Source organism: Pedobacter sp. 01N310, from assembly GCF_056399805.1.
This window is the reverse complement of sequence record NZ_JBFTSB010000002.1, coordinates 297,813-311,592: the sequence shown is the minus strand read 5'-3', so window position 1 is coordinate 311,592 and position 13,780 is coordinate 297,813. Positions and strand designations below refer to the sequence as shown.

The window sequence follows — 13,780 nt, the reverse complement described above, 5'->3', positions numbered from 1 at the left end:
TTGATTAATTATAAACGTGGACAAAAGAAGTTTGGACCAATAAGACCGTTACGGCCAATTAAGGATATCGAAAGCTCTAAACCACCGTTACTGTTAGAAGCACGGTTGAAAGTAGAGGTATTAATATCGTAACTTAAGCCGAAAACCATATTCTTTAACTGTAGGCCAACAAAGGCAATTGCAGCATCTTTATTGCGGTAGTTACCACCAAACAAAATGTTTGCTGATGGATTAACATTAAGCTGAGCATAAGCACCTAAAGATACCTCGTTTGTATTCCCCTGATACATAAACAATGCATTGGGTACAATATCCAATAACTCTGAAGCCTTGATCCGCGCACCGCCATGTGCAGTAAAACGAACAGGGATACGTGAATTTGAACCAGAGAAACGATCCATAGGACGGGTTAAGTGTGCCGCACTTGCTCCTAAGAAAACGTTCACACTTTTGTTGGGGTTACCATCAAAATACATGATACCTGCATTTACATCAGGAACCAAAGAAGATTGAGATGAAAGTGTTTCGCCGCTCATCATACCACCATCATAACCTGAAATTGGATTAAACTGGTTACCAAACCTGGCCTGAGAGAAATCGAAACTGCGGTTAATTACACCAGCTTGTAATCCAAAGCTCACCATCTGTAAACCCTCGGCACCAAACCTTAAACGGTACGAACCTGATACCAGGGCAGACAGGTAGTTAAAATCTAACTCACCTGCCCTTTGGTTTAAAATGGTTGCACCAAATGCAAAGTTCTTTTTTGGCGCCATATCGAACGATGCACCGCCTGTTAAGAAAGAACTGTTTAATGCACTCCATTGTTGTTTAAAGTTTACAGTTGCACGGTAATCGCCGTCTATTACCCCGGTTAAGGCCGGGTTAAGATATAACGGGTTTGCATAATATTGTGAAAAATGCGGATCAGTTTGTGCAAAGGACTTAGCTGTACACAGCAGTAATCCTAGCACTGCAACATATATTTTTAAAGCCGATAGTATTTTCATGGTCTTTGATTTTATCTGTTTATTATTAATCCTCTTCTTATCTAATCAGCGTTACTGTACCTTTTCTTAATGATGTTGTTCCATTGGTGAACGTAATGTCAACCATGTACACATAAACTCCGATCGGTTGATTTACTCCTTTGAAAGTTCCATCCCATCCATTTGCTACATTATCTGATTGGAATATCAATTGACCCCATTGTGTGAAAATACTCATTTTGGCACTTGATATAGTATTACCATAGATTAAGAAGGTATCGTTCTTACCGTCGTTATTTGGTGTAAATGCATTTGGTATGTAAACCTGATCTCCAAATGGATTAGCTGCTTTACCAGTTACCGGAGTAGAATTAGCACTGGTTTGGCACTCAATCTGGCCTCTGGCGCGTACAATAATGGTTACACTTTGATCTGGTTTCAAGCCTGCTACTAAGTAAGTAGTTCCGGTTGATCCGCCTGTTGGGTTTACCCATGTTAAGCCATTATCTTGAGAAACTTCGTAAGCAGTAGCGCCAGCAACCGCAGCCCATGCAAAGGTTACACTGTTTGGTGTTGTGCTTTGCACCACTACTACTGGTTTTTCTAATACCGGCAGTACATTAACCGTAACGCCTGTTCTTGTTGGACTAGCACAACCACCCACAGCTATTGCCTCTACGTAGTAGATTGTGGTAGCAGTTAAGTTTGGTGTAGTAAAGGTTATACCTTCTGCCAGTACAGGGCCGCCAGAGCTTGCAGCATACCATCTGTAAACTAATCCTGCTAAAGCATTATTAACCGTTAATATGGTTGAGCTTCCTGCGCAAAGTGTTCCATTTGCTGCTGTTACCGATGCTGGTGCAACTGGTACTGGTAGCGCAATTACATTTACCGGAGTTCTAGATGATGAGATACAAGTTCCATTTGCACCTTCAACATAGTATGTGATGTTTGCATTAACCGCAGGAGTGGTAAAGTTTGCTCCTGTTCCAGCCAATGTTCCACCTACAGCTGTAGTGTACCAATTGTATGTTACACCTGTTTGAGGACTTGTTACCGTTAATACAGCTGGGCTTCCGGTACAAACATTAACCGATGTTGAAGCTACTGTTGGCACTGTTGGTTTTGCATTAACAGTAACCGTTACTTTAACACGGCCACCATTGTTGTTACAACCTCCTGTTCCGATTGCTAAAATATAGTAATCTGTTGTTGCAGCTAAGGCTGTTACATTGAATGTTGTGCCAGTGAATAACAAATTACCACCAACCGCTGCAGTGTACCATTCGTAAGTAACACCTGCCTGTGCATTCGTTACTGATAGGGTGGCTCCATCACCTGCACATATGCCTCCATTTGGAACAGATACTACTGGGTTGTTTGGTAATGCATTTACGGTAATGGCTACTGCCCTTGCTGTTGCTGCAGTATTTTCGCATTTATTATCGCCTTTAACCGTTACATAATAAGTTGTACTTGCAGTTAATACTGGTGTAGTAAACACTGGACCAGTAAATGCTACGGTATTTAAAGTCGCATCACTATACCAGGTAAATATTGGGTTGGTTACTGTTGTGCTTGTTGCGGCTAACGTTGCGGCTGTACTTGCACAAACTGAAGTTGATCCATTTACTGTGATATCTGTTGCCAATGCGTTTGGACTAACCGTAACAGTTACTGTTTTCGCATTTGCTGCTGTATTTTCACATCTATTGGCACCCTTAACAGTTACATAATAAGTTTTAGTAGTAGTTAATACCGGAGTGGTAAATATTGGGCCGGTAAAGGCAACACTTGTTAATGAAGCATCATTGTACCAGGTAAATACCGGACTGGTAACCGTTGCTGAACTTGCATTGATTACTGCTGTTCCAGATCCACATATTCTAGCTGGGGTTGATAATGTGATATCAGCAGCTGTTGCCCCCTGATTAACATTTACAGTTACCACTTTTGCAGTGATACCTGAGTTCTCACATTTGTTATCACCCTTAACCGTAACATAGTATTTAGTTGTTGCCGTTAATACAGGGGTAACGAATGATGTACCTACATAAGCTACTGAAGTTAACGCAGCATCGTTGTACCAGGTAAATGTTGGGTTGGTAACGGTTGTTGTACTTGCTACCAAGGTTGTACCAGAACCTGAGCAGATTGTTGCATCAGTAGCGGTTATATCGGCAGCGGTAGAAACCGGACTAACAGTTATGGTAATTACTCTGGCAGTACCAGGTGCATTCTCACATTTATTATCCCCTTTTACAGTTACATAATAAGTAGTGGTGCTGGTTAAAGCCGGCGTAGTATATGTTGCGCCAATGAAACTTACATTGGTTAATGCCGCATCACTATACCAGGTAAATACTGGATTGGTTACTGTTGGAGATGTTGCAGTTAATACGGCCGATGATCCTGCGCAAGCCACTGTGCTTCCGCTAAGAATAATATCGGTAGCAGTTGCCAAAGGATTAACGGTTATTGTTACCGCTTTGGCATCTGCAGCACTGTTTTCACATTTATTGGCACCTTTAACAGTTACATAATAAGTAGTAGTGGCAGTTAAACCAGTTACTGTGAAAGTTGGACCTGTAAATACAACACTTGTTAATGATGCATCACTATACCAGGTAAATACCGGTTGGGTAACCGTAGTACTCGAAGCCATTAACATTACAGTAGAACCTGAACAGATTTGAGCATTGCTTACCGCAATATCTGCAGAAGTTGCAAACTCTTTAACTGTTACGGTAACAACCTTAGCATTTGCAGCCAAATTCTCACATTTATTATCGCCTTTAACAGTTACATAGTAAGTGGTGGTTGCATTAAGCGCAGGTGTAGTAAAGCTGGCACCTACATGGGCCACTGTAGTTAAAGCTGCATTGCTGTACCAGGTAAATACTGGGTTAATTACTGTTGTTGTTGAAGCAGACAGTGCCGCTGTAGATCCTTTACAGATTGATGCAATTCCGTTAATGGCAATGTCTGAATCAGTAGCCGCAGGATTAACCGTAATGGTAATCGATTTTGCAGTAGCTGATGTATTCTCACATTTATTATCGCCTTTAACCGTTACATAATATGTAGTGGTTGCATTAAGTGCAGGAGTAATAAAGTTAGCTCCTGTAAACGCTACAGTAGTTAAAGCCGCATCACTGTACCAGGTAAATACCGGATTGGTTACGGTTGTACTTGTTGCATTTAAAGTAACTGAAGAGCTTCCGCAAATGGTACTTGTTCCAGCTAAGTTAATATCTGCAGCCGTAGCAACAGGATTTACCGTTACCGTAACCTCTTTTGCATTACCTGCTGTGTTTGCACATTTATTTGTTCCGCTAACGGTAACATAGTATTTGGTAGTTACGGTAATGGCTGGTGTATTAAATACTGCACCTACAAAAGCAACCTGTGTTAAAGCAGCATCAGTGTACCAAGTAAATACCGGACTGGTTACTGTTGTACTGGCTGCAGTAAGCACCGCTGTACCAGAAGCACATAATGATGTTGTTCCGGTTACTGTTAAATCGGCAGCAACTGCTGATGGATTAACAGTGATAGACACCTTAGTACGTGTTGAGTTTGAACAACCTGCTCCACTTACGGCTTCCACGTAGTAATCATGTAATCCTACTGCAAGCGATGCAGGCGTGGTAAAGCTACTGTTGTTGGTTACAAGCATGTTTCCGCCTGTAGCAGCATCGTACCAGTTATAAGTAATACCTGCAACAGCCTGTACACTTAAGGTAGCAGGTGAGCCAATACAGGTTGTAGCCGGGTTGGTAGTTGATGGGATCGGTGTTACTGCCGGAGGTAAAATAGTTACAGTTACTTTGGTTCCTACAGTCTCACAACCGTTAGCCGTAGCTGTTACCAAATAAATGTAAGTTCCAGCAGTTAAAGTTGGATCTGTTGTGAAAGTTGCTCCATCTTTTCCTGCCTGATAAGCTGTGCCTAAGTACCACTTGTACACTACACCTGCTTGAGGGTTCTGAACACCTAAGGTTGCAGATGATCCTTGACAAGCGCTTGCTGTAGCTGTGGTAACTGTTGGCGTAGTGATTACCCTTTGAGCATAATCTAAATTAACAGATGTTAATGCCCCTAAAAGGCCTGAACTTAATCTTAACTCTGTTCCATCAAATTTACTGGTTGGTACGAAAGTTAATATGGCTGATGTTCCGCCGGTTAATAGTTTTAAGCTGATTAATGGGTTAGATATAGAAACCGCATCGTTATTGCTGGTTGTACCTTGGAAAGTGGTTACCGTTAAGTTGTTTAACACCCCTACCGAAAGTAATGCACCCGGAGTGGTAATTTTCACTCTTAACGTATCGCCTACGTTTGATAATCCTGTAAAGCCAACATGGTGATAAACAGATGCGCCAAGTAATCCCACTGGGATAACCAAACTAGATCCTGTATTGATATCATTATCAACCGCAAAAGTAGGGTTGAAAACTCCAGCCAATAATGCCACTCCTGTTACACCACTTGCAACTGTTGTTGTAGCTGCTCCACAAGGTGTGGTTACAGGTGTACCGTTAGGAATTACAGTAACGGTTACAGTTGCCCTGCTTGTTGCAGTACAGCCGCCAGGAATAGTAGCTTCTACATAATATGTAGTGGTTGCACTTAATTGCGGTGTTACATAAGTTTCGCCAGTAAATACTGGAACTACACCATTTGCAGTAGTGTACCAGTTAATAGTTGCACCTGCTGTACTCGAAGTTGCTTTTAATACGGCAACCGAACCTTCGCTGATGGTAATTGATGGTGGCGTAATTACCGGAACATCAATGGTTCCTAATATAATTTTGCCCTCTGTTCTGGTTGATGAAGCACCACAGCCATTAACTGCTGCTACAAAATAACTCGTATTTGCAGTAATTAAAGGTGTTGTAAAGTTATCGCCTGTAAATACTAAGTTTCCACCTGTTGCAGCATCGTACCAGTTATAGGTTGTGCCTGCAATTGGGTTTTTAACCTGGAAAGTAACTGATGTATTCGGACAGGTATTTACAGATGCTGAAAGTAGATCTGGTGTTACCGGTGCAGGGTTTGTAGTTACATTAACTACTGTTTTATAGCTTACACAACCAGTTGCAGAAACTGCTGCAACGTAGAATTTAGTATCGCCTGTTAAAACTGGGGTAGTAAATATGATACCGTCTTTACCGGTTAAGTATGTACCTGTAGCATCGTACCATCTGTAGGTTAAACTTGCTGATGGGTTGCTTACTTCAAGCTGTGCAGTTTGGCCAACACAAGCAGTAACATTCGCTGATGTTACGGTAGGCGCAACCAAAACGCGTTGTGCGTAATTTAAATTGATTGATGTTAAAGCACCTAATAAACCTGAGTTTAATCTAACCTCTACTCCGTCGAAAACATTCGTTGGGACAAAAGTGATTAAGGCCTGGGTATTACCGCTTAACAACTGAACATTGATTAAGTTATCATTTAACAATCTAGAATCACCATTGCTATTGGTTCCAACATAAGTAGTAACGGAAGCGTTTCCTAATAACGAAAGTGATAATAGTTTTCCTGGAGATGATACTAAAACGCGTACCGTATCACCCACTTTAGATAATGATCCAAAACCAACTCTTTGATAAACTGAAGCACCAAGCGCTCCTACTGGCATTACCAATGAAGATGCGGTTTGAGTATCGTTATCAATAGCCAATGCCGGGTTAAATACACCGGATAATAAAGCTACGCCGTTAACACCGTTAACTTGTGTTGTTGCCGCCTCGCAAGGAACTGGATTTGGAGATCCATTACCATCAACTGTAATGGTAACCTGAACGCGGCTTGCTGATGTACAACCATTTGTAGAAACCGATTCCACGTAATAAGTTGTAGTGGCTAATAGCGGTGGTGTAACATAAGTTGCGCCTACATAAACTGGTGTGGTTGAAGTGTTTGAAGTGTACCAGTTGAAAGTATTGGTTGCATCTGCCGAACTAGCTGTTAAAATTGCAGTCTGACCTGCGCTAACTGTTGATGAACTTGCAGTTACGACTGGTAAAGCCGGACGAGGATTTACTGATACTGCTGCTGCAGCTCGGTTAGTGCTTGTACAGTTTCCTTGAGATGCTTCTACATAATAAGTAGTTGCCGCTGTTAATGCCGGTGTTGGGAATACCGCGCCAGTGAATACTAAGTTTCCACCTGCCGCGGCATCGTACCATTTATAAGTTACAGCAGCATCCGGATTGGCAACCGATAAAGTTGCTGATGATCCTTCACACACATTAGCTATTGTTGCCAATACTGGTGTTGGTAATGCAGGTGTAACCGTTACAGTTACCGGAACTCTTGCTGTGTTCGGACAACCACCTTTGCTTACCTGAATATAATAAGTAGTGGTAGCAGTTAAAACTGGTGTAGTAAATGTTTCGCCAGTGGCCAATTGTGTACCACCAGTTGCTGCATCGTACCAGGCCAATGTTGTACCACCGTTTGCAGTTGCAGTTAATGTTGCTGTACTTCCGGCACAAATGGTTTGTGCACCCGCTGTTACCGTTGGGTTAGGATAAATTACCGTTGCACCATAAACATCTAAACTGGTTAAAGCTGTAACTAATGCGCCGAAGCTAACCTGTACCCTATCGTAAGCACCACCTGCTAATATAGTTGCAGCGAAGCGGTTACCTGATAACAACTGGAGATTTAATAGTCCGCCGTTTAATTGTACTGTTTTTACAACTGTAGTACCATTTAATACGGTAACAGTTACATTGTTTAATAAACCAACATCAGCTAAACCGGTTGGTAATGCTAAGTCTAAACGAAGACTATCTGTAGCTGTTCCAACGTTAGGGAAAATTAATTGTTGGTAACCTGAGCCACCTACACCTACTGCAAGAGATATTCTGGTAAAGTTAGAAGGATCTGCATCAGTAGAATTTCCTGCGCCAGTTATACCACACAATAAACAAATTCCGTTTATACCAGAGTTTTGTGAGTTGGCAGCGTTACATGCAGTACCACCACCGTTATTTAATACGGTAACAGTTACCGGAACGCGGGTTGCACTTTTACAACCACTGGCATTTGTAGTTTCTACATAATAAGTTGTAGTTGCCGATAATACCGGAGTAACAAATGAAGTACCTGTTCCTACCTGTGTTCCACCTGTTGCAGCATCGTACCATTGAATGGTATTGCCTGCATCAGCCGTTGCTAACAATGTAGTAGACTGGCCAGCATTAATTACCTGGTTATTCGTAGTTACGGTTGCAGCAGTTGCTGGTGGGTTAACTGAAACATTAACCGCAGTTCTCGAACTTACTGCAGTTCCAGATACCGCCTCTACATAAAAAACTGTTGGAGCGGTTACTGCTGGTGTTACAAAAACACCTGTATTATTAGTAACCAATGGTGTACTTCCGGTAGAGGCATACCAGTTATAGGTTACGCCAGCCTGCAAATTGCTTACGCTTAATGTAGCTGGGCTTCCAGAACAAACAGTTGCTGCAGCAACCACTGGCGCATTAACCGTTACGGTTAAGCTATAAGCTGTTGTTGCTTTGTTTCCGTTTGCATCTGTTGCGGTTAAAGAAATCGTAAAGGTTCCTCCTAAAGTAGGTGTTCCTGTAATTTCTCTTGTTGCAGTATTAAAACTTAATCCCGGAGGAAGGTTTGTTGCTAAATAAGTATACGGAGCTGTTCCACCTGTTACTGCTGGTAAGGTTTGTGTTGGGTAAGGTGTGCCTACAATGCCGTTTGGTAAAGTTGCACCTGGTAATGATAATACCCCTATTACTTTAAGTGCATAAGTATTGCTTGCGGTTCTGCCTTCACTATCTGTAGCAGTTACACCGATCGAATAATTTCCAGCCTGTGTAGGTGTTCCCGAAACTTCTCTTGTTGCTGGATTAAAAGTTAATCCGGCCGGAAGATTAGTTGCAACATACGTATATGGACCAACACCACCAGTTGCCGAAGGCAAGGTTTGTGTGGCATAAACTGTTCCCTCAGTTCCATCAGGCAAAGTTGCTGCTGGTAACAATAAAGGGTCAACCACTACGATTGTATAGTTATTGGTTGCTGTTTTTCCATCAGCATCGGTTACCGTTACCGGTACTGTGAAAGTTCCGGATTGTGTAGGTGTTCCTGAAATTGCTCTTGTAGCCGGATCAAAAGTTAATCCCGGAGGAAGACCAGTTGCCGCATAAGTATAAGGTGTTGATCCGCCTGTTGCAGATGGAATAGTTTGTGTTGGATAAGCTGTTCCTGTTGTTCCGTTAGCTAAAGTCGCTGCCGGTAAAACCAATGGATCAGTTACTTTAATTGTATAGTTAGCAGTAATGGTATTGCCATTAGCATCTGTTACTGTAACAGGAATGGTAAAGGTTCCAATTTGAGTTGGTGTACCTGTAATTTCTCTTGTTGCCGGATTAAAGGTTAATCCCGGAGGAACACCTGTTGCCGAATAAGTATATGGTCCGGTTCCACCTGTTGCGGCTGGAATTCCGTTTGTAGTATAGGTTGTACTTGTTACACCGTTAGGCAATGCTCCCGGAGCCAAAGCCAATGCTGGTGTTACGGTTAAAGTAAAGGTTGAAGTTGTGCTACAACCTTTAGTATCAGTTGCTACAACATCGAATGTTGGGTTACCTGCTGCTGTTGGCGTTCCACTTACCACACCACTTGGCGATAAAGTTAAACCAGCAGGCAAAGTACTACCTGCAGCTAAAGTATAAGTATAACCAGGTGTACCGCCGGTAGCAACCGGAAGTTGTTTACTGTAAGGAGATGCAATTGTTGCATTGGTTAAAGTTGTGCCTGCAAATACAATTGCTGGGTTAACGGTAATAACCACCGGAACTCTTGTTGCATTTGAACAGGTTCCTTTGCTTACCTGAACATAATAAGTAGTTGTTGCAATTAAGGCCGGAGTTGTAAAGTTTGCACCCGTGCCTACTTGGTTTCCACCTGTTGGTGCATCGAACCAGGCTAAAGTAGTACCGCCATTTGCAGTTGCACTTAATGTTGCAGTGCTACCTGAACAGATAGATTGCGCACCAGCAATAAATGTTGGGTTAGGGTAAACTACGGTTGCACCATAAATATCTAAGCTGGTTAAAGCCGAAACTAATGCGCCAAAACTTACCTGTACCCTATCGTATACGCCACCTGCTAAAACAGTTGCAGCAAAGCGGTTACCCGATAAAAGTTGAAGGTTTAATAATCCACCGTTTAATTGTACTGTTCTTACAACCGTAGTACCATTTAATATGGTAACGGTTACATTGTTTAAAAGGCCAACATCAGCTAAACCAGTTGGTAAAGCTAAATCTAAACGGATGCTATCAGTAGCAACACCTGTTGATGGGAAAATTAATTGTTGGTAGCCTGTTGCTGCAACACCTACAGCAAGAGAAATCCTGGTGAAGTTGTTGGCATCGGCATCTGTTGAGTTACCTGCGCCATTTACAGCACATAATAAACAGATACCATTAATACCTGTATTCTGACTATTTGCTGCATTACAAGCTGTTGCACCACCGCCGTTAATTACGGTTACAGTTACTGGAACGCGACTTGCACTTTTACAGCCATTGCTACTTGTGGTTTCGATGTAATAAATTTTGGTTGCAGTTAAAGCTGGGGTAGTGAACGAAGTCCCGGTTCCAACCTGTGTTCCTGCCGAAGGTGCGTCAAACCAGGCGATGGTATTTCCAGCATCAGCGGTTGCGGTTAATGTTGTGGTTTGGCCAGAGTTGATTACCTGGTTATTGGTGGTCACCGTAGCCAAAGTTGCAGGCGGGTTAACCGAAACCGAAACCGATGTTCTCGAACTGATTGCTGTTCCAGAAACGGCCTCAACATAAAACACCGTTGCCGAATTTACAACAGGTGTTACAAAAGTGCCGTTGTTACCGGTTACCAGTGGTGTACTTCCAGTAGAAGCATACCAATTATAAGTTACACCTGGCTGAAGGTTGCTAACGGTTAAAGTTGCAGTACTTCCGGTACATACAGTCGCAGAAGCGACAACCGGCGCATTTACTGTTACGGTTATTGCGTAGCTGGTAGTTGCTTTATTATTGTTAGCATCTGTAGCGGTTAAAGAAACATTATAGGTACCACCTTGTGTTGGCGTTCCGGTAATTTCTCTTGTAGTTGGGTTGAACGATAATCCCGGAGGAAGGTTTGTAGCTACATAAGTATATGGCGAAGTACCACCAGTTACCGCAGGTAACGTTTGTGGTAAGTATGAAGTACCAACAATTCCGTTCGGTAAAGTTTTTGTAGGTAAGTTTAATGTTCCAATTACTTTAATTGGATAAGTGTTGCTTGCTGTTTTACCTTGACTATCGGTAACCGTAACATTTATTGCATAATTACCTGCCTGAGTTGGTGTACCGGTAACTTCTCTTGTTGTTGGATTAAATGTTAATCCTGCAGGAAGATCAGTGGCTACATAAGTATATGGTCCAACGCCGCCTATTGCAGCCGGCAGAACTTGTGTAGCATAAGCCACACCCTCTGTTCCATCTGGTAGGGTTGCCGCTGGCAATGTCAATGGACTATTTACAGTAATGCTATAATTTGTAGTTGCCGTTTTTCCATCAGCATCAGTTACCGTAACTGGTACAGTATAAGTTCCTGGTGTTGTTGGTGTACCGGTAATGGCTCTAGTTGATGGATTAAAAGTTAAACCAGGAGGAAGACCTGTTGCCGAATACGTGTAAGGTGTTGTTCCACCAGTTGCACTTGGAATAATCTGCGTAGTATAAGCTGTACCAGTTGTGCCGTCAGCTAAGGTGGCTGTAGGTAACAACAATGGATCAGTAATTTTTACAGTATAATTTGAAGTAATGGTATTACCATTCGCATCAACAACTGTAACTGGTATCGTATATATTCCAGGTTGAGTTGGTGTTCCGGTAATTTCTCTTGTTGCTGGATTAAAAGTTAAACCTGGAGGTACACCGGTTGCAGTATAGGTATATGGCCCTGTTCCACCGGTTGCAGCTGGAATAGTCTGCGTTGGATAAACCGTTCCTGTTAAACCATCAGGCAATGCGCCTGGAGTAAGTACCAATGAAGCTGTTACTGTTAAATTATAAGTTGCAGTTGCTTTACAGCCTTTGCTGTCAGTTGCAACAACTGAAAAAGTGTAAGCATTGGCTACGGTTGGTGTTCCGGTAATTGCACCAGTTGATGATAAAGTTAAACCAGCTGGCAATGTACTTCCTGCTGCTAAAGCATAAGTATAACCTGCTGTACCGCCAGTAGCTGCATCTAATTGTTTAGCATAAGCAAAGCCTGGTGTTGCGTTAGTTAATGTTGATCCGTTAAAAATAATTTGTGGGTTTACTGTAATTACAACAGGAATCCTTGTCGATTCAGCAGTACAACCTAATCTTCTGGCAGCAACATAATAAGTTTTAGTAGCGGTTAATGGAGGTGTAGTAAAAGTACCATTAAAAGCAACGGTGCCTGCTGGTAGTCCACCTTCTATAGCCTCATACCATAGCAATTCGTTGGTATTTGGCGTAGTCGCATTTAAAGCCACTGTACTATTATAACATGCCGCAATTGCAGTGCTTGCTGGTGTTGGCCTGCCCGCAGAGCGGATCACACCATAAACATTAAGCGTTTGTGTAAGGTTTAAAGTAACTACCGAACCTAGTGTTACCTTCACCCTGTCGTATACTACATTTGCGCCTGGAGAAAAAGGAATCGATACCGGCTGTCCACTATTTAATAGACCTAATAAATCTAAATTTAACGTAGTCGGAACTGATCCGGTGTATACCTGGGTACCACCATTATATGCGGTTATCGAAATGTTCTGTAAAACTCCTGCTGTTAGCAACGCAGAGGTAGTACCAAATCTCAGGTTAATATCGTCACCTGGATTTGATGGTGTTGCAAAATAAAAATTTTGGCTAATGGATGAACCGACGCCAAGTATACCTAAACTAAGTTGAGAAAAATTATTTGGATCCGAATCAATAGCCCTTTCGCTATTGGTTACCCCCGAACTACCCAATTGCAAGGCATCAAGTGTAATACCAGTGCCTTCATACCCTGTAGTAAATGCCTGTGCACAAGGATCATTACCTGAAGTATAAAATGAATAATAAACCTTTGTACTGTTACTAGCTCCAAGCAAAAGTGCATTGGTTACATCTTTTATAAACACCCTATTGTAAGTCTGTGTAGGGGTTATTGCAATGTAAAAATAACCATTTGCATCTTTTACTAAGCGTAAATTATCTGAAGAAAATCCGTCTACACTATTACCACCCGTTGGCGGTACGGCTGTAGTTCCGTTTCTGGCGCCTACCTGGAACGAATGGTTTCCAAGAATAACTGTCCCACCTACATTAGCCAATAAAGTACCTAAACTACCGCCGAGTAATCTGTTCAGGATATCGCCGTCAAAATCTATTCTGATATAGGATGTAACTCCTGCAGCAACTGGTGCCGGATAACTTAGCTCCAGTTCTCCACTGAATGCGCCTATACCTAGTAGCGCTCCACCGTACGAATTAACTGTAGCAAAATCATTGTTGTTTAATGTTGCATTTGTTGCATTATCAACATGATCCGATTTGGTGGCAGTATTTGCAAAAATTTTAGTTTGCGCATACGATTTAGTGGAGAAGAGCGTTAATAGAATGATGATTGCAATTAAGGTATTGCTAATTATCCCTATGCGGGACGAGTAAGTATGAGTTTTCATCATGTCAGGCGTTATTTTAGAGACTTACTATGTACTAATGCTTGTTTGGTAAATGCTTTTTGGTGCATTATATAATTAT

The 13,780-nt window shown here is 42.1% G+C and carries 2 protein-coding genes; both read right to left on the bottom strand.

Annotation, left to right across the window (positions count from 1 at the left end; genetic code table 11):
* Window positions 1–8: 8 nt before the first annotated feature.
* Window positions 9–1,010, bottom strand: coding sequence for a PorP/SprF family type IX secretion system membrane protein (locus tag AC1DNH_RS06850; protein ID WP_057933132.1), 1,002 nt, complete (start codon window positions 1,008–1,010; stop codon window positions 9–11).
* Window positions 1,011–1,047: 37 nt separating this feature from the next.
* Complete coding sequence (locus AC1DNH_RS06845; protein WP_477625275.1) at window positions 1,048–13,704, bottom strand: Ig-like domain-containing protein; 12,657 nt, start codon at window positions 13,702–13,704, stop codon at window positions 1,048–1,050.
* Window positions 13,705–13,780 lie beyond the last annotated feature (76 nt).

Coding starts and splice junctions, on each gene's coding strand:
- AC1DNH_RS06845 (WP_477625275.1), bottom strand. CDS start 13,704: ATGATGAAAACTCATACTTACTCGTCCCGCATAGGGATAATTAGCAAT.
- AC1DNH_RS06850 (WP_057933132.1), bottom strand. CDS start 1,010: ATGAAAATACTATCGGCTTTAAAAATATATGTTGCAGTGCTAGGATTA.